Source organism: Corynebacterium belfantii (genome assembly GCF_041898185.1).
In the GTDB taxonomy this organism is placed as follows: Bacteria; Actinomycetota; Actinomycetes; order Mycobacteriales; family Mycobacteriaceae; genus Corynebacterium; species Corynebacterium belfantii.
This window is the reverse complement of record NZ_CP157823.1, coordinates 2,572,578-2,595,211: the sequence shown is the minus strand read 5'-3', so window position 1 is coordinate 2,595,211 and position 22,634 is coordinate 2,572,578. Positions and strand designations below refer to the sequence as shown.

Genomic DNA, 22,634 nt, shown 5'->3' with positions numbered 1-22,634 from the left:
AAACGCATATGAGTGCAGCATGTGAACGCGTGAAAAATGTGTAATGAGATACATTCTGCAAGTAAAAGAGACTGACTGCACTAATATTCACAGAGCTTTCCAGCATCGTCTTACAGAAGGAAACGGCATGACAATGCTTCGCCGCATGACACGCGCAGCTGCCCTCGTCGCAGTCTCCGCGATGGCCCTCGTGGGCTGCCAATCACAGGCACCCGAATCGGAATCAGCCCCAACTTCCGAGGCTCCGGCCAACCATCCAGAGCGCATCGTGAGCCTGTCGCCCACGGTCACAGAGATGCTCTACGCTATCGGCGCCGGTGACCAAGTCGCAGTGACCGATAAGTACTCCAACTACCCTGAAGAAACCCCTAGGGATCCAGAGCTTTCTGGTTTCAAGCCCAACGCTGAGGCCGTGGTTGGATATACCCCTGACCTCGTTGTTACTTCCCAAGATGACCCCAAGTTCGCGGATGCGATCAAGGCCGCCAACATTGAGCTGTTGGTGTTGCCTGCTGCGGGGTCCTTGGATGAGGTTTATTCGCAGTTCACCAAGCTGGGAGAAGCTACCGGTCACGCAGGTGAGGCAAAAGAGCAGGTTGACACGCTGCGCCGCGAGATTGATCAGGCGGTTGCGCTCGTCGATAGCAAGATTATCGACGCTCACCTGCCGTACTACCATGAGGTCAGCGACGATCTTTACTCTGTGGCCGACTCCTCCTTCTTGGGGCAGATCTACTCACTATTTGGAATGCACTCGGTGGCCCCAACTGCTTCTGCTAAGAAGTTCCCGCAGTTGACCAACGAGGCTGTGATTGCTTCTAATCCGCGCGTGATTTTCTTGGCGAACAAGCTGGATGAAGGCCAAGACCCAGTGGAATTTGTGGCGAAACGCCCAGGCTGGGAGACTATTGACGCAGTGGCTAACAAGCGGGTCACCGTATTGGATAAGGACTTGGCTTCTCGCTGGGGGCCACGATTGCCGCAGCTTGTGCACATGATTGCTGAGGCGTTGAAAGATGTGACGCTGCCATCGCACGTGTAGAAAGTCGTACGCTTTGGGCTGCAGTGGTAACCGCTGTGGCCCTCTTGGCAGCTTTGATAGTGGCTATCGCGGTGGGTGCACTTGATATTCGACCAGCCGATATTATCCAGGAGCTCACGGGTAGTTCGGTGTTGAACACCCAGCAGCATGCAGTGTTGCTCAATGTGCGTCTCCCGCGCATTGCAACGGCAGTGGTGGTCGGGGCGATGTTGGCGTCGTCAGGCGCGACGTATCAGGCAGTGTTTAGAAACCCGCTGGCCGATCCGTATCTCCTTGGCGTGTCCGCGGGCGCCGGGCTGGGCGTGACCTGCGTGATTGTGTTCGGTGCTGGGCTGGTGGGGATCATTCCCGCGGCGTTTGTGGGTGGGGTGCTGGCGGTGCTGGCAACATACGTGGTTGCTGGCCCGCGTGGCGACGCCACCACCGTGATCCTAGCCGGTGTTGCCGTGGCGGCCTTTGCTTCTGCTGCGCAGACCTACATCCAGCAAAGCAACATCGACCACGTGCAGCGCATTTTCTCGTGGATGCTGGGCAGTCTCAACGTATCCAAGTGGAGCACCGTGGCAACAGTGGCTCTGCCTGTTGCGGTGTGTTTACTCGTGCTGGCCTGTGCCCACCGCCAACTCGACGTGATCACCCTAGGTGATGCGGAAGCTGCAGCTCTTGGCGCTAATCCGCGTCTTATCCGGGGCGTGCTCATCGCTATCGCCACGTTGGGAACCGCTTGTGTGGTGGCGATCTCGGGTCTGATTGGCTTCGTTGGCATTGTGGTGCCGCATGCGCTGCGGCTGGTGGTGGGGCCGGCGCACCGCCTGCTGATGCCCTTGACGATTGCGTGGGGTGCCATCTTTATGCTGTTTGCCGATACCGTCGCCCGCACCGTGCTGGCCCCCTCGGAACTTCCCGTTGGCGTGGTCACCGCCGTGATCGGCGCCCCGTTTTTCCTTATATTATTGCGCCGCTACCGTAGGGAGGCGTTGTGCTAACCATCAGCCATGTCTCGCACTCCTACGCGCGCACCCCCGTGCTTCACGACGTCTCCCTCCGCCTCGCCCCCGGCGAATGGCTCAACGTGGTAGGCTCTAATGGTTGTGGTAAATCCACGTTGCTCAACATTGCGGCTCGTGTGATCTCTCCAACTGCGGGCGAGGTGAGCGTCGCAAAGCTACAAGCGCGTACTACGTCGCCGCGACGCTGGGCACAACACGTAGCCCTCATGCCCCAACGGCCTGTGATCCCAGCGGGAATGACCGTAAAAAACTACGTCGAACTGGGCTTTTATGCCGCAGGTAGCGTCAACCGGACGCTGCTCCAAGAAGTAACAGACACCCTCGACCTCAGCCCTAAACGCGAGGTCGCACGGCTATCTGGCGGGCAGGCACAACGCGTGGTCCTCGCGCGAGCCCTCGTGCAACAACCCGACGTTTTGCTTCTCGACGAACCCACCTCAGCGCTCGACATCGGACACGCCCAAGACGTGCTCGAACTCATCGACACTATGCGCACCACCCGAAACCTCACCGTGCTGGCCACCATGCACGACCTCGCACTCGCCGGCCTTTACTCACAACGCGTCGCACTCATGGACGCCGGCCGTATTATCGCAGTAGGCAGGGACGTACTCACCGTCGAACGAGTAGAAAAAATCTACAACGCGAAGGTTACAGCATGCGGGCCTATCATCGTGCCACGGCGATGACCAGTACTGTTCAGTATTCCTGAACAGTACTGTAGGGTTGCTTTAACAGCATTGCTTGAGGGGATTTGCGGTGCCTAACCCCCATAAGGTTGAGCTTTCCGGCTACACTCATACCCATGTCTGACTTTGATCTGATCGTGGTAGGTTCTGGCCTGTTTGGCCTGACGGTTGCTGAGCGTGCTGCTAGCCAGCTGGGCAAGAAGGTGCTCATCGTGGAGAAGCGTTCTCACTTGGGTGGCAATGCTTATTCGGAGGCGGAGCCAGAGACGGGTATTGAGATCCATAAGTATGGTGCGCACTTGTTCCACACTTCTAATAAGCGGGTGTGGGACTACGTGAATCAGTTCACCGCTTTCACCGGTTACCAGCACCGTGTGTTTGCTATGCACAATGGCACTGCTTACCAGTTCCCTATGGGGTTGGGTCTGATTAACCAGTTCTTTGGCCGTTACTACACTCCTGATGAGGCTCGCGAGTTGATCAAGGAACAATCTGCGGAGATTGATTCCAAGGATGCAACCAACTTGGAGGAAAAGGCGATCTCGCTGATTGGTCGTCCGTTGTATGAGGCGTTTATTCGCGATTATACGGCGAAGCAGTGGCAGACGGATCCGAAGGAGCTGCCGGCGGGTAATATCACGCGGTTGCCTGTGCGCTACAACTTTAATAACCGTTACTTTAACGACACCTATGAGGGTCTGCCTGTCCACGGCTACGCGCAGTGGTTGAGCAACATGGCTGATCACGAGAACATTGAGGTGCGGTTGGACACCGATTGGTTTGAGGTGCGTGAGGATCTCCGCGCACAGAACCCTGAGGCTCCTGTGGTCTACACCGGCCCACTGGATCGCTACTTTGACTACTCTGAGGGCCACCTTGGTTGGCGTACCTTGGACTTTGAAACTGAGGTGCTGAACACGGGTGATTTCCAGGGGACCCCTGTGATGAACTACAACGATGCGGAGTTCCCGTACACGCGTATTCACGAGTTCCGTCACTTCCACCCTGAGCGTGAGGATCGCTACCCAAAGGACAAGACGGTGATTATGAAGGAGTACTCGCGCTTCGCGGAAGAGGGCGATGAGCCGTACTACCCAATTAACACCCCAAGTGACCGCGAGATGTTGCGCAAGTATCGCGAGCTTGCCGACGCCGAGACGGAGTCCAGCAAGGTGTACTTCGGCGGGCGTCTGGGCACGTACCAGTACCTAGACATGCACATGGCTATTGCTTCGGCATTGTCGATGTTTGATAACAAGCTTGTCGACGCCCTGAAATAACAGCTAAAGCGGCTCTTCCGGTTTTAGAGTGCATTGATTAGTTCGCCGAGGGGTTCGGGCGTGGCACAAGATACTAGGACCCTTGGCTTTGTAGGAATAAGGGTGTCTAAACCATCCATCCACAACCAAGGACCTACTGTGCAGCCTAACGGAAATGCCATCGTCGATACCATCTGCCGCACCGTAGAACACGGTGATAGTTACCGTTATTGAAGCCGAGCCCGTCGAGTCCATCAATGAATGCCCCACGTGCGGGCAGCCTGGAGTATTGCGCGATGGAAACGTCATCCGCCCCGCCTGGCTTTTTGACGTTGTCCCAGGAAGAAACACTGACGCGTTTGCGAACATGGCTGAATAATCAAAGCGAAGTTTCGTAATCAGGTCAAAATCACCAGTATGGACGGCTTCCAAGGCTATGCCACCGCCACCGGCGACGTCATTTTCAACACCACCTAAGTCATAGACCTATTCCACGTTGTACGCCTAACCGGTGACAAGCCCCGTAGGAGGCTTGAAAAACTGTTTGACTTCGACGACGACTATGCGCCGCTGCAACAGACCTGGTACTACTACCAACAAGCAAGCAGCCAACAAAACCATGAGCATGCTCATTGACACGCTTGTTGGCATGAAAGACGCTAGGATAGCTGAGATCGCGCAGTTGGGTAGGACCATGAACAAGCGCCGCAAAGACATCCTCGTCTACTTCGACCACTACATCTTTTGGTGCCTGATCCACGCCGCCAACATGCGACACACAATCAATGCACTCTAAAACCGGAAGAGCCAATAAAGCGCCACTAGAGTATGGAACTCAGTGGCGCTTTTGTGCCAGAAGACTAGTGGTCAGCGCCAGGAATAGCCTTCGTGTGATCGCGAACCTTCTCGCCTTCAGCGTACAGCGGCATACCTTGCTTAGCTTTGTAGAACGGAACGTCGATGGGTGTCAGCGGCTTAATGCCCTTAATTAAATCGGCAGCCTTTTCTGCCATCATGATCACAGGGGCATAGATGTTGCCGTTAGTAATAATTGGCATCGCGGAAGCATCGCACACATACAAGCCATCAATACCATGAACCTGCATGTTCTCTGGATCGACTACGGCCATAGCGTCGTCAGCCGAGCCCATCTTCGCGGTACACGAAGGGTGCAGAGCGGTTTCGGCGTCGTTACGCACCCACTCCAAGATCTCTTCATCGGTTTGTACGTCCGCACCGGGAGAAATCTCACCGTCAGTGTACTCCTTCATAGCATCCGTATCCAGCAGGCGACGCGAAACGCGCACCGCCTCAACCCACTCGCGTCGATCCTGCTCAGTGGCCAGATAGTTGAAGATGATCTCCGGCTTAGCCTTAGGATCTGGCGAGGTAATGTGCACATGCCCCAAGGTGTCGGAGTACATGGGGCCGACGTGGAACTGGAAACCGTGATCGCCTTCCGGCTGGGTACCATCGTAACGAATCGCCATCGGCAGGAAGTGGAACATCAAGTTCGGGTAGGCTTCATCGTCATTCGAACGCGCGAAGCCACCAGCCTCAAAGTGGGAAGAAGCCACAGGGCCCTTCTTGGTTAGCAGCCACTGCAAACCGATAAACGGACGACGCGTCATCTTGTAGTTCGGCTGCACCGAGACTGGCTTAGTCACGTTGTACTGAACGTAAACCTCCAAGTGATCCTGCAAGTTAGCGCCCACGCCTGGCAGATGCTTGATCACATCAACGCCAGCCTTTTCCAAAACCTCACGATCACCAACACCGCTGACCTGCAGCAGCTGTGGAGTATTAAAAGCACCGCCGCACAAGATAACCTTGTTGGCCATCACGCGACGCTTCTTGCCCTTCCACTCATACTCAACACCGGTAGCCTGCGTGCCAGCCTCGTTGAACAAGATACGAGTGGTGAATGCACGGGTGCGCACCTCAAGGTTGGTGCGATCCATAACTGGGTGCAAATAAGCACGAGCAGCAGAAAGGCGCTTGCCCTTCAAAATGTTGCGGTCAAAGGGAGCGAATCCTTCTTGGCGGTAACCGTTGACGTCGTTAGTCAGGTTGTAGCCCGCTTCCTGAACGGAACGGAAAAACGCCTGGAACAGTGGGGTAGTAGCTGGACCTCGGGTGAGTTTCAGTGGGCCGGTATGACCGCGACGAGGATCGTTGGCATCGGCACCCAGCGCGGTTTCCATTTTGTTGAAGTACGGCAGCACGTGCTTGAAGTCCCAATTCTGCATGCCTGGCAGCGCGCCCCACTTCTCGTAATCCATGGGGTTACCGCGTTGGAAAATCATACCGTTGATGGAGCTAGAACCACCGAGAACCTTGCCGCGGGCGTGGTAAATGCGACGACCGTTCATGTGTGGTTCTGGCTCGGACTCATAAGCCCAGTCGTAGTACTTGTTGCCGATGGGGAAGGAGAATGCTGCGGGCATGTGGATGAACAAGTCCCACAGGGAGTCGGAGCGACCGGCTTCCAGCACCATCACGCTTGTGTCGGCGTCTTCCGAGAGGCGATTGGCAAGCACGGAGCCGGCTGAGCCACCACCCACGATAACCACATCGCGTGTCCGATCTTGAATGAATTCGCCGTCAGTGTCGTGCTTAGAAATTGAGGTGCGGAGTCGGTTTCGTAAACTCATATATCTCCTTTTCCTTTCAGGTTTATCAGCTTCTTCTATTTTCCAGTGTGCCAGCGAGTTGAGATTGCTGCCACACAAAAAGTCCTGTGCTGTGTAGTGTCGACAGTGATGTAACGGAGAATGAACTCGGTGCAAATGGGTAAAAATGCGACTTAGAAACCGTAATTTTGTCTAAAAACCAGTGGGTCAAAACTGCTGTCTCACATGGCGAAACATCGACTCCAGCAACAGTGATGATGAGTAAACGATAAGAAGAGGTGACACGGTGTGAAAGAAGATGCTCACATAGATGGTGACGCGTCCTCGGTGGACGCATCAACCTCACATGGGGGTAAAACACTGGGGGTAAAGGAAGCCGCTCCAAAAGTTTTGGTCGGTTCATATAAAGCCGGTGCGGGGGGAGTTGTCGGTGATAGTTCCGCAGGTGGAAATAACATCCCCGAACCCACCATCAACTGGCCCGTATTCGGCGCATCCGCAGTGGGCATTATTGCGCTGACCCTCTGGGCATTCTTCGCCCGTGAAAAAGCAGCCACGGCACTCGGTGCGGTCACCGAGTGGATCTCTACCAACCTAGGTTGGTTCTATATCCTCACCGCCACCGTGGTGATCGTTTTTGTTATCGGTGTTGCCGTCACCAGAACCGGCAGCATCCGCCTAGGTCCCGATCACTCCCGCCCACAGTTCAAACTCTTCTCGTGGTCGGCCATGCTGTTCGCAGCGGGTATCGGTGTGGATCTTATGTTCTTCTCCGTCGCAGAACCAGTGGCCCAGTACTATGGCCCGCCTGTTGGTCAGGGTGAAACGCGCGAGGCTGCAGAACAAGCCGTGGTGTGGGCACTATTTCACTACGGCATGACCGGCTGGGCGCTGTATTGCCTGATGGGCATGGCTTTTGGCTACTATGCCTACCGTTTAAACATGCCACTGGCTATTCGATCGGCACTATATCCGTTGATCGGCAAGCGCATTCACGGTGCGGTGGGTAACTGCGTAGACATCGCTGCCATGCTGGGTACCGTCTTCGGTATCGCAGCCTCGCTGGGTATCGGCGTGGTGCAGTTGAATTACGGTATGAAAGTACTCTTCGGGGTAGAAGAAGGCCCTACCTGGCAGATCATCCTTGTGGTGGTATCAGTGGCCGTCGCAACGCTTTCTGCGGTATCCGGCGTGGATAAGGGCATCAAAGTGCTCAGCGAAATCAACGTGCTGCTCGCCATCGCCCTCATGATCTACGTGGTCATCGCAGGTAAAACCGCCTTCTTGCTCGACGGTCTTGTGATGAACATCGGCGACTACGTGTCCTCCCTACCGGGGATGACCATGGACACCTACGCGTTTTCCGACGACCCGGAGCATACCAAGGCATGGTTGGGCGCATGGACCCTATTCTTCTGGGCATGGTGGGTGGCCTGGGCACCATTCGTGGGCCTGTTCCTCGCCCGTATTTCCCGCGGCCGCACCCTGCGCCAATTCGTGTTCGGCACCTTGAGCATCCCCTTCTTGTTCATCGTGTTGTGGATGAGCTTCTTTGGTAACTCCGCACTCGCCATCGTGCGCGGCGGCAACGATGCTTTTGGCCACGAGGCTGCCGCTAACCCCCAGCGCGGCTTCTACGATCTGCTGGCCACCTACCCAGGTGCGATCTTCCTCGTGGGACTGGCCACCATGATCGGTCTGTTGCTGTACATCACCTCTGCTGACTCCGGTGCGCTGGTGATGAGTAACTTCACCTCTACCACCCACCACAGCAGTCAAGACGGCCCAGTGTGGTCCCGAATTTTCTGGGCTGTGGTTGTCGGTGCGCTCACAATTGTGATGTTGCAGCTCGACGGTATTGCCACCGTCCAGTCGGCCACCGTGGTGATGGGGCTGCCGTTTACCATCGTGATCTATCTGGTCATGGCCGGTTTGGTGCGTTGTTTCCGATTGGAGCAAACTCAAAAGAATGCTCGCGTGGTGTCGGTTCATGCTGCTATGTCGGGGCGTAGCGCCATCGGTGAACAGCAGGGACACTCTATTTCGTGGCGTCGTCGTCTCAGTCGTGCCAATACGTGGCCGAGTGCTGCTAAGGTACAGGCGTATATCACCAATGTGGCAACGCCGGCACTCACACAGGTTGCTGAAGAACTGTGTAGTAAGGGGATTAACGCACGGTTGGTTACCACGGAGCCGCAGGCGGTTGAGGGATTGGATCTGATCGTGGAAATGGGCTCTGAGCAAAACTTCCGCTATCAGCTGCTACCGGTACGCAACCCTGTGCCACAATTCACCCGTAAAGCCAATGCCTCGGAGAAGGAAACCTACTACCGCCTTGAGGTGTGTGACCTGACAGGTTCTTTGGGGTACGACGTCTACGGCTATACCCAGGAACAGCTCATCGACAACGTGCTGGATTTGTACGAACGTCACCTCGAATTCTTGCACATGCATAGAGATTTGCCAGGTTCCTCGGATCTGAGCGATGGTGCAACTCCACCGTTGTTTTCCTAAGATCGGGGGGCTCATTAGGGCACTTTTTAGGTAAGCAATCAACACAGTATTAAAGGAGAAAATATATATGACCACATCGAACGCAGTATTTGATCCCCAGAAGTCTGAGCTTCTTGCCGGCTGCTTTAGCGATTCCACCAAGCCTGCCACCTTATATATCAATGGCACGTGGCAACCTGCCGGTAGCGGCGAGGTACGTACGATTACTAATCCTGCCGACGGCAGCGTGGTGGGTATCGTTTCGGAAGCGGGGGAGCAGGATACTGAGCGTGCGATTGCGGTAGCTCGTGAGACGTTTGATCGCGGTGAGTGGGCGGCGGTGCCTGCGGTAGAGCGCGGCAAGATTTTGCTCAAGGTTGGTGCGCTGTTGCGTGAGCATAAGGATGAGTTTGCGCGCGCGGAGTCCGCTGATACCGGTAAGCGCTTGGCGGAATCTGAGCTGGATATGGATGACATCGCTAATGCTTTTGATTACTTTGGCACCCTCGCCCAGCACGAGGCAGGTCGCGTGGTTGATCCAGGTGATCCGAACGTTCGCTCGCGTATCGACGTCGAACCGGTTGGTGTGTGCGGTTTGATTACGCCATGGAATTACCCCTTGCTGCAGGTTTCGTGGAAGGTGGCTCCGGCGCTGGCTGCGGGTAACACTTTTGTGTTGAAGCAGGCGGAGCTTACGCCGCACACGGCCATGATGCTGATGACCCTATTTGAGCGTGCGGGTGTTCCAGCTGGTGTGGCTAACTTGATTACGGGTGCTGGTGCTAGCTGTGGCAATCCGTTGTCTACCAGCCCGTTGGTAGACATGGTGTCCTTTACCGGTGGTCTAGTCACTGGTCGTTTGATTGCACGCAATGCAGCTGAAACTGTGAAGCGAGTAGCTCTCGAATTAGGTGGAAAGAACCCAAATATCATCTTCGCAGATGCGGACTTTGATGCTGCCGTGGATAATGCCCTCAACGGTGCTTTTGTGCACTCCGGCCAGGTCTGCTCGGCAGGTTCGCGCATTGTGGTGGAAGAGTCCATCCATGATCGCTTTGTGGAGGAACTTACTCGTCGCGCTGCCCAGATTAAGCTCGGCGGACCTCTCGACACCGCTGCGGAGACTGGCCCGTTGATCTCCCTTGAGCACCGCGACAAGGTGGACGCGTACGTCGTCGCCGCCAAGGAACAGGGAGCTACGATCACCACCGGCGGCCGTGTTGCCGATGCCAGCGACAATGAGGGATCGCACGCTACCGGAAACACCGATCTGGCGGCCGGCGCATTCTACTTGCCGACGATCATCGACAACTGCACCCGCGACATGGACTGTGTGCACGATGAAGCATTCGGCCCAACCGTAACTGTGGAAACCTTCCGCACCGAGGAAGAAGCCATTGCTATTGCCAATGACACCGAATACGGTTTGGCTGGTGCCGTGTGGACCCAGGATGCTGGAAAGGCTGAGCGTGTTGCCCGCAAGCTGCGCCACGGCACCATCTGGATCAACGACTTCCACCCTTATCTGCCACAGGCTGAGTGGGGTGGCATGAAGCAGTCCGGTAATGGTCGGGAGCTAGGCCCTACCGGTTTGGCTGAGTACCAAGAGCACAAGCACGTCTACCAGAACATCGCCCCTGCTGTGACTGGATGGTTTGCCGGTTAAACTAGCTTTTTGTTTTAAACAAGAAGCAAGGGAGTTTTCGTTGGGTATCGACCACGCCGTGTGGAGCTACATGATCGCGCTACGTTCGGAGTGGTTGACCTCCCTCGTTGTGCCCTTCACCTTGGCATTCGCGCCGCGCTACGTCCTGCTGTACTCCGCACTGTGGTCTGCGTGGCGCGCCTGCCATAACCCACCGCTACAAGCAGCATTTCCCCTGCTAGCGGTGGGTTTTGCTGTCTCACTTAGTCCGGTGCTTAAAGCGCTCATCGGTCGCGAACGCCCACCGATCGCCGAGCAGCTGCTTTACCATTTCAACCCATCAATGCCCTCTGGTCATGCGGTAGCGGCCTTTGCCCTTGCCACGGTTATTTCTTATCTCTCAACGCGCGCTTGGGTGCAGCAATTGGCGTGGTGTGTGGCGGTACTGGTGGCCCTTAGCAGGCTTTATGTGGGGGTGCATTGGCTTAGCGACGTCTTCGTCGGTGGCACAATTGGGGTCATCGCAGTGTGGTCAATTTGGTCTGTTTGCCGCTTCAATCAGTCGAATTCGGAATAAACCAACTACGCTGTTATCTGAAGAGTGCCCACTTTCCCTGTTTCGTGGTTGGTGAGGCACGACCGCACTTATTAGAAAGGCCCCATGCTTACCATGAGTAAAGCAGTCGAATCACTGCAGCGCTTCCTGATGCCTAAAGCAGGAGAGCCGCACGACGTCCGCATGCTCTACCTGATTGAGTCTGAGCACAACAATGGCCGCGCCATGTGGAACGACCGCCACTCCGTTGCTATCTCTGCTGGCGACGAAGTGAGCTTTCAGACGTACTTCAATGCGTTCCCTGCCAGCTACTGGCGTCGTTGGACGCAGCTGGACAACGTAATCCTGCGTGTAGAGGTCACGGGCACTGCCCGTGTGGATGTGTTCCGCACTAAGATCGACGGGGCGTCGTATGCCGAGCAAGGCCAAGTGGTCAGCGATGGCGTTGTGGAATTCGACCTGAGCTTGGCTCCTTTCGAGGACGGCGGCTGGCTGTGGTTCTATGTCACCGCAGAAACCGACGTGACCTTCAAGGCTGGTTGGTACGCTGCGCAGGCACCGCAGCCACAAGTCATGCCAGATGGCAGCCAGGTGGGACCTTTTGATAAGCGCGTGACGGTGGGTATCCCTACCTTCAACCGCCCAACTGACGCTGTTGCCGCGCTGACCGCACTGTCGGAAGACCCAGAAGTCGATGCGGTCATCGACGCTGTGATTATGCCCGACCAGGGCAACAAGCACCCAGCTGATGAGCTAGGTTATAAGGAAGCAACCGAGCACTTCGGTGATCGTTTCTTCGAGTTCCGCCAAGGCAACCTCGGTGGTTCCGGCGGCTACTCCCGCATTATGTACGAGGCACTCGGTGGCGTGGATGGCACCAAACCAGCTGGTGTCGCACAGTCGCCTTACATCCTGTACATGGATGACGACATTGCCATCGAGCCGGACTCCGTCCTGCGTGCGCTTCAGGTAGCTCGTTACGCCAAGAGTCCTATCTTGGTTGGTGGCCAAATGCTCAGCCTGCAAGAGCGCAGCCACCTGCACTCCATGGGTGAGGTTGTGGACCGCAACATCTTCATGTGGACCTCCGCACCATTCGTGCACTACGACCACGACTTTGCCAAGTACCCCTTGAGTGATCGCCCAAGACCCGATGCCCCAAGCGATCGTCCTAAGACTGAGGACCTGCACCGCCGTATCGACGTCGATTACAACGGCTGGTGGATGTGCGTGATCCCACGCGTGGTTGCCGAGCAGATCGGCCAGCCACTGCCACTGTTTATCAAGTGGGACGATGCTGAATACGGCCTGCGCGCCGGCAACGCCGGATTCGCCACCGCCACCTGGCCTGGTGTGGCTATCTGGCACCTCGCATGGTCGGATAAAGACGATGCCATCGACTGGCAAGCCTACTTCCACCTACGCAACCGCTTGATCGTTGGCGCTATCGAAAACGGCAACCCAGCAGGCATGGTGCGATCCATGCAAAAGGCCACCCTCAAGCACCTCCTGTGCTTGGAGTACTCCACGGTTGCTGTTCAAAACGAGGCAATGAAAGACTTCCTCGCAGGCCCATCGCACCTCTTCGACATCCTTGAAACCTCTCTGCCACGCATTAATGCGCTGCGCAAGAACTACTCGGATGCCGTCGTGTTGCCAAGTGCCGCTGATTTGCCACGGCCTTCCGGTGCGCCGGGTGTGCCAACGGTGTGCAACCTGAGTGGCCCGCTGGCTCCGGTGAAGAAGGTTGGCTGGTTGCTCAAGGGCATTAAGCACACCTTGTCTAAGGAGAATCCGCAGCACCACGATGTGCCGCAGGCTAACTTGGCTCCGATTAACGCTCGTTGGTTTAGCTTGTCGCGTCTCGACGGCGCCACGGTGTCGACCGCCGATGGTCGCGGTGTTGTCTATCGCAAGCGCGACCGCGCTCAGGCGAAGGAGCTTTTGCAGGAGTCTTACCGCTTGCAAAAGGAGGTCGCTGCGAACTTCGATCGTCTGCGTGAGGAGTACCGTGCGGCTCACAAGGAGCTGACCAGCCGTGAGGCGTGGGCGAAGATTTTCGAGGAACCACAAGGGGCTGAGGAGTCCTAGTGAAAGAAGCAGACATACTTGTAGAGGTGCAAAAACACCTTGCTACTCCGGGCGTTTTGGCCACGGCTCGCGGTTTGAGTCATTTTGGTGAGCACGCCTTGGGATGGATGGGCATGGGTGCGCTGGGTGCGCTTATCGACGCTCCCCGCCGTGGGCAGTGGGTTCGTCTCGCTGCGGCCGCCTTTGTGAGCCACGCTATAAGTGTGGTGGTAAAGCGAATCGTGAGACGTAAACGCCCTCATGATCCACGCATCAAAATCGGTGTCGGAACCCCGTCCAAGCTGAGTTTTCCCAGCTCACATGCGACGTCGACAAGCGCTGCGCTGGTGAGCCTCGCACGGATCACCCGCAACCCGCTGCCGCTGCTGGGTATCCCTGTGATGATGGTGTCGCGTATGGTTCTCGGAGTACATTATCCGACCGACGTGGCCACCGGCGCTCTCGTAGGTGCGGTCACTGCAGAAGCAATTGCACGAACTGGGAAGGTGAAATGAGCAAGAACCAAGGCTTTATCGAGCCGGAGCCACACACCCGCGGCGTTGAGCTAGACAAGAAACGGCAACCGCCTAAAAACCTTGTCGACGGCATGATCAAAGCGCTGCGCCCGAAGCAATGGGTGAAAAACGTTCTGGTTCTTGCTGCCCCAGCGGCCGCTGGGGCCGACGCCCTGCTCAGCACTCGCACCCTGTTCGACATCCTCATCGCCTTCGTAGCGTTTTGTATGTCTGCCTCCGCGATCTACTTGATCAACGATGCCCGCGACGTAGAAGCTGACCGCGCACACCCCACCAAGCGTTTCCGCCCGATCGCGGCCGGCGTGCTTCCCGTGGGCTTGGCCTACATCATGGCCGTGGTCCTTATCATCGCCGCGGTTGCGATCAGCTACACCGCATCGTCTGGCCACGGCTTGGCTATCGTGGTTGCTGTTTACATTGCACTGCAGCTGGGCTACTGCTTCGGCTGGAAGCACCAACCAGTGATCGACATCGCTCTGGTGTCCTCTGGATTCATGCTGCGTGCGATGGCCGGCGGTGTTGCTGCCGGAATCGACCTATCGCAGTGGTTCCTGCTGGTCGCAGCATTCGGTTCGCTGTTTATGGCGTCGGGTAAGCGCTATGCTGAGATCCTGCTCACGCAAAAATCTGGTGCCAAAATCCGTAAGTCCCTTGAGGGCTATACGCCTACCTACCTGCGCTTTGTGTGGACGCTTTCTGCAACTGCCGTGGTCATGGCTTACTCCTTGTGGGGCTTTGAGATGGCCAAAGCTGCAAGCGGTACCGCTTCCGTGTGGTACCAGGTTTCTATGGTTCCATTCACGGTGGCAATTCTGCGTTATGCGGCAGACGTTGACCGTGGTGAAGGCGGTGCGCCTGATGAGATCGCATTGTCGGACCGTCCGCTGCAGTTCTTGGCCTTGGGCTGGGTTATTTGTATCGGTATCGCTGTCTACCTAGTACCGGCTCTATAAAAAGGACACCTCGGAATTAGAAGAAGCATGCGTATGAGTCGAATCCGGAATTGGAGTACACCTCAGTTATCCACCCTGATCAGCGTGGTTGTTGTGGGTGTGCTCATGTTCTGGGGAGGTTGGGCGCGTCGCTGGATGAGCGACGACGGCCTCATCGTGTTGCGGACCGTGAGGAACTTGCTCGCCGGCAACGGTCCAGTGTTTAACGTCGGGGAACGTGTTGAGGCCAGTACCTCAACACTGTGGCAATACATTATTTATCTCTGTGCCCTTATCAGTGGCGCTGATATTCACCGCATTGCGCTCGGGGCCTCTTTAATCTTGAGCGTGCTAGCACTCATGGTGGGTGCTTATGCCACAGCAGTGCGTTACCGTGACAGTGCCCACCTGTTGGTGCCTTTTGGTGCACTCATTTATATAGCGCTTCCTCCCGCGCGGGATTTTGCCACCTCCGGTTTGGAGTGGGGTCTGTCCATTTTCTACTTAGCGGTGATGTGGTGGTTGAGCGGTACCAAGCACACCTACCTCTTTGCTTTTTGGCTAGGGATTGGTTGGCTAATCCGCCCCGAAATGCTGCTATATGGCGCCATTTTTGGGCTGTGGCTGTTATATAAGGCCACGGATTGGTCGCAACGTTGGAAGATCATCGCAGTGGCGGTTCCCGTTCCGCTGGGGTATGAGGTCTTCCGGATGGGGTACTACGGGTTGCTGGTGCCGCATACGGCCGTCGCAAAGTCGGCGAGCTCTAGCGACTGGGCTGGTGGGCTGAGCTACCTGTGGGATTTGGTCAGCAGTTATGGCATGTACCTTCTTCTACCTGTGGTTGCGGTACTAGTCGTGGGATTGGAACGTCGTGGGGTGCTGATGATTGCCTGCGGCCTGCTTCATGCTGTGTATGTGATTAAGGTCGGCGGCGATTTCATGCATGGTCGCATGCTGCTCCTACCGCTGTTCGCACTGCTGCTACCTATTATGGTGGTTCCGGTGACAAAGAAAAATGGCTGGGCTGCGGCTGCGGTGGCGGTCTGGGCGCTGGGAGTTACCCTGCACGGGCATACGTATGAGCGTCCCACCGGCACCCAGGCGCAGACGGAGCTAGGCATTGTCGACGAGCGGGAGTACTGGACGCAGACCCTGCACCGCGATACTCCACCGCGACGTGCGAGCCACTTCCTTAGCGCACCTGCGCTGCGCAACTTTGATTCCGCCCTTGACAAAGGGCATGCCACTAACGGTGCCTACTTGGTTAATTATGTGGTGGATAAGAAGCGGGATCTTCTTTCTTGGGCCGTGGTGCCTCGTGATGGCGACCAGCCGTTGGCGCTGATGCACCTCAACCTCGGCATGACGAGTATGAATGCTGGTCTTGATGTGCGTGTGCATGACACTGTCGGTTTGAGTACTCCTTTGGCTGCGCGTCAACCAAAGATCGACGGTGGGCGTATTGGGCATAACAAGCAGTTGCCATTGGAGTGGGATCTGGCGGATTCCAGTGCAGATCTCAACATCTTGCCTAAGTGGGTGGATAAGGAGGTAACCCGTCAGGTGCGGGAGATGTTGCAGTCAGGTGACGCTGCAGAACTCATGGCTTCTTATAAGGAACCGATGAGTGTCAAGCGCTTTGTTAAGAACATGAAGTTTGCGGTGACAACGGGGCTTACCTTGCAGTTTGATGGTGCGCCCAGCGGCGATGTTGATCACAAATAGAACCTGAATTACCCCTGAGAGTATGTCAAAGGTGCCGGAACTGCTGCAAGTGTGTTATTTTTATCAAGATTTTGTCTCAAATCCGTAACATAAGCCTGTGGATGGCGATATAACGTGAAGAGACACTTGGTTGAAGTCGAGGAGATTTATGACAATCGCATCACGGTTGAAAAAGGTCGGTAGGAAAACCGTCGCTACTGTCGCAGCTGTCGCCGCAGCCGCATCCATGGTTGTCGCAGGTACGGGCGTCGCAACGGCAGGAAACCGTGACTTCCTGCGAGCTGACGCTACCGGTACATGCGAGTGGGACGGCGTTGGCTTCTGGGTTCAGCGCTGTGACGTTTTCTCCCCAGCAATGGGACGCAACGTTACCGTTCAGATCCAGCCAGCTCAGCGTGGTGGCAACGCAGGCCTTTACCTCCTCGACGGTGCTCGCGCTAACGACCTTGCTAATGCGTGGACGGTAGAAGCTCACGCACAGGATCTCTTCGTTGACCACAACATCACCTTGGTTATGCCTGTTGGTGGCGCAGGTTCCTTCTACACCGACTGGGTTGGTCCTGCGGGCCCTCAAAAGGCTGTGTACAAGTGGGAGACGTTCTTGACCGCCGAGCTGCCAGGCTACTTGGCTGCTAACTTCGGTGTTTCCCCAACCAACAACTCCATTGCCGGTTTATCCATGGGCGCTACCGCAGCAATGAACTTGGCTGCACTGCACCCAGATCAGTTCCGTCAGGTGCTCAGCTTCTCCGGTTACCTTTCCATGTCGGTTCCTGGCACCTACTTGATGATGGCCTTGGCACTGCAGGAAATCGGTGGCTTTAACATCAACAATATGTATGGTTCGTTCTTCGGACTGCGTCGTTTCCAGCTCGATCCACTGGTCAACGCTGGTGGTCTTGCTGGTAAGGATGTGTACGTTTCTGCGGCTAGCGGTATTTGGGGAGCCCCTGATTTCAATTATCCAGTGGGAGAGCGCATTAGCGGTTCTGCGCTAGAGATTGCTTCACGCGTATCCACTCGAATCTGGGAGGCTCAGGCTCGCTCTATAGGATTGGATATCACTACTAATTACCCGTCTAGAGGCGTGCATAACTGGGGACAGTGGCGCTACCAGATTGAGATAACCAAGGGTCGTATTCTTGACGTGATGAACGCTTGGTAATAAGTTTTCTACCCCCGCCTCTGGTGGGGGTTATTCTTATTTCTATGCGTTTTACGTGGTTGTGGGCCCTCGTGGTGGGTATCGCCAGCGCCGTGCGAGTTCATTTCTCGGCGCAGCCGGACGATTGGGCTAGTTTATGGATTGCGGCCAGGATGGTTACGGATGGGAAAACGGAGCATCTGTATGCTCTGGATCCTAATGATTTTGCCTCCTTTTCTGGAGATGTGTGGCCGGCCTATGCGGCTGAGATTTCCGAGCTAGCACCCTATGCGCACCCATTTGTTCACAACCCGTTGGTGGCATATTTGCTCACGCCTTTAACGTTGTTGAGCTTTGAGCAGAGCGTGCTGTTGCTGGCTGCGTGCAATGGTGTTGCAGTGGTGGCATTTGCGGCTGCGTGTTTGAAGCTGTGGGGTAGTTTTGATGCGACGAAGCTGGTGGCGGCGTCGTTAGTTATTTGGTTATCGTTGCCACTTCAGTTGAGCTTGTGGATTGGCCAGACTACCCCCATTATCATCGCTTTGACGGTTGTGGGCTTGGCGTTACGACGCCCCTGGCTTGCCGGCTTCCTGTTGTCGTGCGCGGTGCTGGTGAAACTGACTCCGGTGATTTTGATTCCGGTGATGTTGTTGTGGCGGAGGCGTGCTGCGTTGTGGGCCGCTGGCTGGACTGTGGCATGGGCTATTGCCAGTGTGGTTCTGGTTCCATGGGTAACATTGCGTGATTGGTTTACAACGTTGCGGTGGTTGGGGTCGAAGACCTTGGTGGCACCGGTGAACCAGTCGGTGGATTCTATCGTGGCGCAGTGGAGTGAGCCTGGGAAGGCGGAGATGCTGGTCGAGGTGCGCGATGCGGGGGAGGCAATGGTGTGGAAGTTGCTGATCTGTGCCGTTATTGCTGTGGTGTTTGCGTGGGCGATGTGGTCATCGCGGCAGTGGCGTTATCACATGGCGGTGACTGTGGTGGCGTGCACGGTGACGGCGATGGCGTCGATTGTGTGGTCGCATTACACGATGTTGGCGTTTTTACCCTTGATTGGTGCTGGGGTGGTGACGCGCCATCAGTGGGTGCGTATTGCTGCGATGCTGTCGGTGGTGTTGTTGCTGCCACCTGTGGGTGAGGTGTTTGATCCGGAGTCGACTCCGTTGGCGTTTGTGGGCAATGGTTTGGGGGCCATGCTGGCGGGTGTGGTGATTGTGATGGTTGCGGTGGGGTTGCAAAAAGATTTGAAACCAGATGTGGGGGGTTTACGGAGTGTCACTGGATAAAGTCTCAAGTTCAACTTAAAGTTACTTCTAGACTCATGTTTCACGATTATCACAATGGTACCCACATGCTGTTGTGGCGTGGAACGAGTATATGTTGAACGACGGACGAACACTCGATGGGACTTGGGAGCGTTTCACAGGAGGGGAACCTGTGAAGCCTCGTGGGTTTTGTTGGCGTCCCCTGCACTCAGGAGAATTTTTTATGCGCGACACCGCATTCCGCAAGCGTGGTTCCCTCTGGATTGCCACCGCCGCCGTGCCCGTTGCTTTGGCAATGGGTGTCTCGGTTATGGTTCCAGCCAACGCTCAAAGCTCAGGTAGCTCTGGTCTACTGGGCGGTCAGACCGATTATCTTAACCAGCAAGGCGTGAAGCGCACCCCAGTGCGCACCGATCACCCTAAGGTTGATGGCCTGCCTGCTGGTGTATCCGTCGATCGTGTGGAGTGGCTCGGCGGCCGTCGTGTTGCCGTCTACGTGAACACTCCTTCTATGGGACAGGTGCAGGTTCAGATTCTCTTGGCTCGCGACTGGTTCCAGGATTCTAACCGCAGCTTCCCATCTGTGTGGGCTCTTGATGGCCTGCGCGCTACCGATGTGGAAAATGGCTGGACCATTGGTACCAACATCGAGCAGTTCTACTCTGATAAGAACGTGAACGTGATCTTGCCGGTTGGCGGCCAGTCTTCTTTTTATTCTGACTGGCAGCAGCCAAACAATGGCAAGCACTACAAGTGGGAAACCTTCCTGACTAACGAGCTCGTCCCTGTACTCAAGAATGGTTTCCGTACTAACGACGACCGCGCTGTCGTCGGCCTGTCTATGGGTGGCACGGCTGCCATCAACTTGGCTGAGCGTCGCCCTGACCTGTTCAAGTTCGTTGGCTCCTTCTCTGGATACTTGGATACCACCTCGATTGGTATGCCAGCTGCTATTCGCGCTGCACAAAACGACGCCGGTGGTTACGACAGCACCGCTATGTGGGGCCCTGAGGGCAGCCAGGATTGGATCGACCACGATCCTAAGCTAGGTGTTGAGGCACTTCGTGGCATCACCACCTATGTTTCTGCAGGTTCCGGGCGTGATGACTTCGGTCAGCCAGGTTCGGTGGCTAACAAGAAGAGTAGCTACGCAGGCATTGGCCTTGAGGTGATCTCTCGTATGACCACTGAAACTTTCGTTGCTCACGCTCGTCGCGCAGGCGTTGAGGTTCAGACATTCTTCCGCCCATCGGGCGTGCACGACTGGCCATACTGGCAGTTTGAGATGACTCAGGCGTGGCCTTACATGGCTAATGCACTGGGCTTGTCCGAATCTGATCGCGGTGCATCCTGTGCTCCTATTGGCGCGATTGCAGATGCTGTGAAGTCCGGAAAGGTGGGCTCCTGCGTGAACAACGAGTACGACGTTCCAGGTGGTAAGGCTGAGGACTTTGTTAGCGGTCGCGCTTACTGGTCGCCATCAACCGGTGCACATGCTCTCTACGGTCGCATCAACGCCCGCTACAGCGAAATGGGCGGCCCACAGTCCTGGCTGGGATTCCCCATCAGCAGCGAGTTCGCCATCAAGGACAACGCTCGCGTGGTGCAGTTCCAAAATGGCAACATCTATTGGTCCCCTGAGCGTGGCGCTATTGCAGTGCCTAAGGACATTGTGGATAAGTGGGGCGAGCAGCAGTGGGAGAATGGCTTCTTGGGCTTCCCTGTTGCTGAGGCAAAGGAAGTAGCTGGCGGATTTGTTCAGGAGTTCGAGGGCGGCCTTGTGGTGCGCACTAAGGACAACAAAAACCAGTGGCTGCGCGGCGAGATCGCTAAGAAGTACCGTGAGATGAAGACCGCTGAGTCTGAGTTGGGCTTCCCAGTTTCTGACGAGATCAAGATCAACGGTGGTGCTTTCCAGCAGTTCGAGCACGGCAACATCTACTGGTCTGCTGCTACCGGAGCACACTTCATCCGCAAGGGCGACATCTTCAACACATGGGGTGTAAAGAAGTGGGAGCAGGGTGAGTTGGGCTTCCCTGTGACCGACCACGCTCAGATTCCTGCTGGTGGCGAGGAAATAACCTTCCAGCACGGTAAGATTTCGCAGGTCAATGGCGTTATCCGTGAGGAGCGTCGCTAATGCGTAGGGCCGTGGTTCTTGCGGCCGTCGCATGTCTTGCGCTGGCCGGTTGCGGTGAAGCAACAGTGACCGACGAGGATCAGAGCACCTCGGTGGCACCGTTGACCAAGTCGTCGAAAGCTGCGGCGAAGAGCTCGGAGTCGAGTTCCGCTAAGGGGTCGACGTCTGCGAGCCGTAGCACCGAGCCCACCGCTGTGATGGGCGGTCCGGCGGGCGAGCCGCAGGAAAACGACGTGCCTGGTAAGCAGGTCAGTGAAGTGCCGCAGCAAAGCTTTGAGCCCACCAAACAGGACAAGGGTTACCTCGAGTCCTTGGAAAAGGGTGGCGTGAAAGTTGAGGGTGTAGAAAGCCAGATGGTTGGCTTGGGCAACCTCGTGTGTGGCAAGGCTGATGGCGTGAATCCGGCGACGGTTCAGGCGGTTGCTGGCCAGCTGATTGAGCAGAAACGAACCACCAAGAACTTTGATGAGCTGGTCAAGCTCATTGAAAGTTCTGCGAAATCCGCGTACTGCTAGTAGTTATGAAAAAACTTCTGACGGTCGCAGCCACCGTGGTTGTGCTGGTGATTATTCTCGCCGGTGTGGTCCGCTGGATGAACACGAGTTCTGATGAGCAGCGTGACTCGCAGGCGGCTCCTTCGAGCAGTGAGCAACCATCCCAGCCTGATTCTTGCCCTGCTGTTGAGGTTATCTCGGCGCCGGGTACGTGGGAGTCGGCGCGTAACGACGACCCGCTGAATCCGATGGCGAATCCGGCATCGTTCATGCTGAGCATTTCTCGTCCGCTGCAGGAGCAGTATGCGGGTGATGTGTTGGTGTGGACGTTGCCGTATACCGCGCAGTTCCGCAACATCAACTCCCAAGAAGAGATGTCTTATGACGAGTCGCGTCAGGAAGGCACTTCGACCTTGGAAGGCGAGTTGGTGCGGATGCACAAGGAGTGCCCGCAGACTGACTTTGTGATGGCGGGCTTTTCGCAGGGTGCTGTGATCGTTGGCGATATTGCTAACCGTATTGGTACCGGTGCTGGGGTTATCCCAGCGGAGCGTGTCAGGGGTGTCGCCCTGATTGCTGATGGTCGTCGCGAGCCTGGTGTGGGCCAGGCTGTGGGCAATCCTGTTGCCGGTGTGGGTGCAGAGATCGCTTTGCAACCGCTGAATCTGCTGGTCCAGCCGATTGTGCCTGGTGCTACGATGCGCGGTCCGCGCGTGGGTGGCTTCGGTGAGTTGGATGCCAAGACGGTGGAGATTTGTGCGCCGGATGACACGATTTGCGACGCCCCTCGAGATGTGGGCAATGCGCTCGCACGGGCGCAGGCGCTGGTGGAAGCCAATGGTGTGCACGCCTTGTATGCCACCAACCCGAATGTATTCCCAGGGACGACAACAAACCAGTGGGTTGTTGATTGGATCCGAGGACTTATCGACGGATAATCCAACGTCCGTGTAACATTTTTGTCATCAAAAACAATATGTTGCATGGACGTTGTT

General features: G+C 56.2%; 19 protein-coding genes. 18 read left to right on the top strand and 1 reads right to left on the bottom strand.

Translation table 11 applies throughout. From position 1 onward, the window contains the following. Positions 1–127 precede the first annotated feature (127 nt). The 6 genes from ABMV07_RS12830 to ABMV07_RS12805 all read left to right on the top strand — a co-directional run bounded on the left by ABMV07_RS12830 (position 128) and on the right by ABMV07_RS12805 (position 4,796). Entirely contained in the window at positions 128–1,042 is a 915-nt protein-coding gene (locus tag ABMV07_RS12830; protein ID WP_374064691.1) for an ABC transporter substrate-binding protein, read from the top strand. Between the two features lie 23 nt (positions 1,043–1,065). Beyond that, positions 1,066–2,028 (top strand): iron ABC transporter permease, encoded by a 963-nt coding sequence (locus ABMV07_RS12825; protein ID WP_229255010.1) that lies wholly within the window; start codon positions 1,066–1,068, stop codon positions 2,026–2,028. After that, positions 2,022–2,741, top strand: coding sequence for an ABC transporter ATP-binding protein (locus tag ABMV07_RS12820; protein ID WP_374064690.1), 720 nt, complete (start codon positions 2,022–2,024; stop codon positions 2,739–2,741). Before ABMV07_RS12825 ends, ABMV07_RS12820 begins: the two co-directional genes overlap by 7 nt. A gap of 116 nt (positions 2,742–2,857) precedes the next feature. Further along, on the top strand, positions 2,858–4,021 hold the full coding sequence (gene glf / locus ABMV07_RS12815; protein ID WP_196981376.1) for a UDP-galactopyranose mutase: 1,164 nt from the start codon (positions 2,858–2,860) through the stop codon (positions 4,019–4,021). A 193-nt stretch (positions 4,022–4,214) separates the two neighbouring features. Continuing rightward, positions 4,215–4,379 carry a hypothetical protein gene (locus ABMV07_RS12810; RefSeq protein WP_374064689.1) on the top strand — a complete coding sequence of 55 codons (165 nt, stop codon included), beginning with the start codon at positions 4,215–4,217 and terminating at the stop codon, positions 4,377–4,379. 165 nt (positions 4,380–4,544) lie between these two features. After that, complete coding sequence (locus ABMV07_RS12805) at positions 4,545–4,796, top strand: transposase (RefSeq protein WP_374064688.1); 252 nt, start codon at positions 4,545–4,547, stop codon at positions 4,794–4,796. A 64-nt stretch (positions 4,797–4,860) separates the two neighbouring features. On the opposite strand, the gene betA is transcribed toward ABMV07_RS12805, so the two are convergent. Next, positions 4,861–6,654, bottom strand: a complete 1,794-nt coding sequence (gene betA / locus ABMV07_RS12800; RefSeq protein ID WP_196977397.1) for a choline dehydrogenase — start codon at positions 6,652–6,654, stop codon at positions 4,861–4,863. A 267-nt stretch (positions 6,655–6,921) separates the two neighbouring features. Here betA and betT point away from each other — a divergent pair, with 267 nt between their 5' ends. The 12 genes from betT to ABMV07_RS12740 all read left to right on the top strand — a co-directional run bounded on the left by betT (position 6,922) and on the right by ABMV07_RS12740 (position 22,577). Further along, the gene (betT, locus tag ABMV07_RS12795; protein ID WP_088267150.1) at positions 6,922–9,147 is read left to right on the top strand and encodes a choline BCCT transporter BetT; all 2,226 of its coding nucleotides are present in this window, start codon (positions 6,922–6,924) and stop codon (positions 9,145–9,147) included. 67 nt (positions 9,148–9,214) lie between these two features. Then, on the top strand, positions 9,215–10,792 hold the full coding sequence (locus ABMV07_RS12790) for an aldehyde dehydrogenase family protein (protein ID WP_374064687.1): 1,578 nt from the start codon (positions 9,215–9,217) through the stop codon (positions 10,790–10,792). A gap of 70 nt (positions 10,793–10,862) precedes the next feature. Beyond that, positions 10,863–11,348: a phosphatase PAP2 family protein gene (locus ABMV07_RS12785; RefSeq protein ID WP_196977398.1), complete on the top strand. Its 486-nt coding sequence runs from the start codon at positions 10,863–10,865 to the stop codon at positions 11,346–11,348. Between the two features lie 84 nt (positions 11,349–11,432). Beyond that, positions 11,433–13,418, top strand: coding sequence for a glycosyltransferase (locus ABMV07_RS12780; protein ID WP_374064686.1), 1,986 nt, complete (start codon positions 11,433–11,435; stop codon positions 13,416–13,418). Next, positions 13,418–13,912 carry a phosphatase PAP2 family protein gene (locus ABMV07_RS12775; protein WP_014302511.1) on the top strand — a complete coding sequence of 165 codons (495 nt, stop codon included), beginning with the start codon at positions 13,418–13,420 and terminating at the stop codon, positions 13,910–13,912. The genes ABMV07_RS12780 and ABMV07_RS12775 overlap by 1 nt, the downstream gene beginning before the upstream one ends. Further along, positions 13,909–14,886: a decaprenyl-phosphate phosphoribosyltransferase gene (locus ABMV07_RS12770; protein ID WP_014319491.1), complete on the top strand. Its 978-nt coding sequence runs from the start codon at positions 13,909–13,911 to the stop codon at positions 14,884–14,886. The genes ABMV07_RS12775 and ABMV07_RS12770 overlap by 4 nt, the downstream gene beginning before the upstream one ends. 33 nt (positions 14,887–14,919) lie before the next feature. Beyond that, positions 14,920–16,593 (top strand): arabinofuranosyl transferase C, encoded by a 1,674-nt coding sequence (locus tag ABMV07_RS12765; protein ID WP_088267153.1) that lies wholly within the window; start codon positions 14,920–14,922, stop codon positions 16,591–16,593. Between the two features lie 148 nt (positions 16,594–16,741). Continuing rightward, positions 16,742–17,758: an alpha/beta hydrolase gene (locus tag ABMV07_RS12760; protein WP_088267154.1), complete on the top strand. Its 1,017-nt coding sequence runs from the start codon at positions 16,742–16,744 to the stop codon at positions 17,756–17,758. A 44-nt stretch (positions 17,759–17,802) separates the two neighbouring features. Further along, positions 17,803–19,026 carry a glycosyltransferase family 87 protein gene (locus ABMV07_RS12755; RefSeq protein ID WP_199325439.1) on the top strand — a complete coding sequence of 408 codons (1,224 nt, stop codon included), beginning with the start codon at positions 17,803–17,805 and terminating at the stop codon, positions 19,024–19,026. Between the two features lie 202 nt (positions 19,027–19,228). Next, positions 19,229–21,145, top strand: coding sequence for an alpha/beta hydrolase-fold protein (locus tag ABMV07_RS12750; RefSeq protein ID WP_196977393.1), 1,917 nt, complete (start codon positions 19,229–19,231; stop codon positions 21,143–21,145). Next, positions 21,145–21,660 (top strand): hypothetical protein, encoded by a 516-nt coding sequence (locus ABMV07_RS12745; RefSeq protein ID WP_088267156.1) that lies wholly within the window; start codon positions 21,145–21,147, stop codon positions 21,658–21,660. The genes ABMV07_RS12750 and ABMV07_RS12745 overlap by 1 nt, the downstream gene beginning before the upstream one ends. 5 nt (positions 21,661–21,665) lie before the next feature. Continuing rightward, entirely contained in the window at positions 21,666–22,577 is a 912-nt protein-coding gene (locus ABMV07_RS12740) for a cutinase family protein (RefSeq protein WP_197692016.1), read from the top strand. The last annotated feature ends 57 nt before the right edge of the window (positions 22,578–22,634 follow it).

Bases quoted from the DNA above. Each gene is read 5' to 3' on its own strand.
- ABMV07_RS12830 (WP_374064691.1), top strand. From the start codon at position 128: ATGACAATGCTTCGCCGCATGACACGCGCAGCTGCCCTCGTCGCAGTC.
- glf (WP_196981376.1), top strand. From the start codon at position 2,858: ATGTCTGACTTTGATCTGATCGTGGTAGGTTCTGGCCTGTTTGGCCTG.
- betA (WP_196977397.1), bottom strand. From the start codon at position 6,654: ATGAGTTTACGAAACCGACTCCGCACCTCAATTTCTAAGCACGACACT.
- ABMV07_RS12790 (WP_374064687.1), top strand. From the start codon at position 9,215: ATGACCACATCGAACGCAGTATTTGATCCCCAGAAGTCTGAGCTTCTT.
- ABMV07_RS12785 (WP_196977398.1), top strand. From the start codon at position 10,863: ATGATCGCGCTACGTTCGGAGTGGTTGACCTCCCTCGTTGTGCCCTTC.
- ABMV07_RS12780 (WP_374064686.1), top strand. From the start codon at position 11,433: ATGCTTACCATGAGTAAAGCAGTCGAATCACTGCAGCGCTTCCTGATG.
- ABMV07_RS12770 (WP_014319491.1), top strand. From the start codon at position 13,909: ATGAGCAAGAACCAAGGCTTTATCGAGCCGGAGCCACACACCCGCGGC.
- ABMV07_RS12765 (WP_088267153.1), top strand. From the start codon at position 14,920: ATGAGTCGAATCCGGAATTGGAGTACACCTCAGTTATCCACCCTGATC.
- ABMV07_RS12760 (WP_088267154.1), top strand. From the start codon at position 16,742: ATGACAATCGCATCACGGTTGAAAAAGGTCGGTAGGAAAACCGTCGCT.
- ABMV07_RS12755 (WP_199325439.1), top strand. From the start codon at position 17,803: ATGCGTTTTACGTGGTTGTGGGCCCTCGTGGTGGGTATCGCCAGCGCC.
- ABMV07_RS12750 (WP_196977393.1), top strand. From the start codon at position 19,229: ATGCGCGACACCGCATTCCGCAAGCGTGGTTCCCTCTGGATTGCCACC.
- ABMV07_RS12745 (WP_088267156.1), top strand. From the start codon at position 21,145: ATGCGTAGGGCCGTGGTTCTTGCGGCCGTCGCATGTCTTGCGCTGGCC.
- ABMV07_RS12740 (WP_197692016.1), top strand. From the start codon at position 21,666: ATGAAAAAACTTCTGACGGTCGCAGCCACCGTGGTTGTGCTGGTGATT.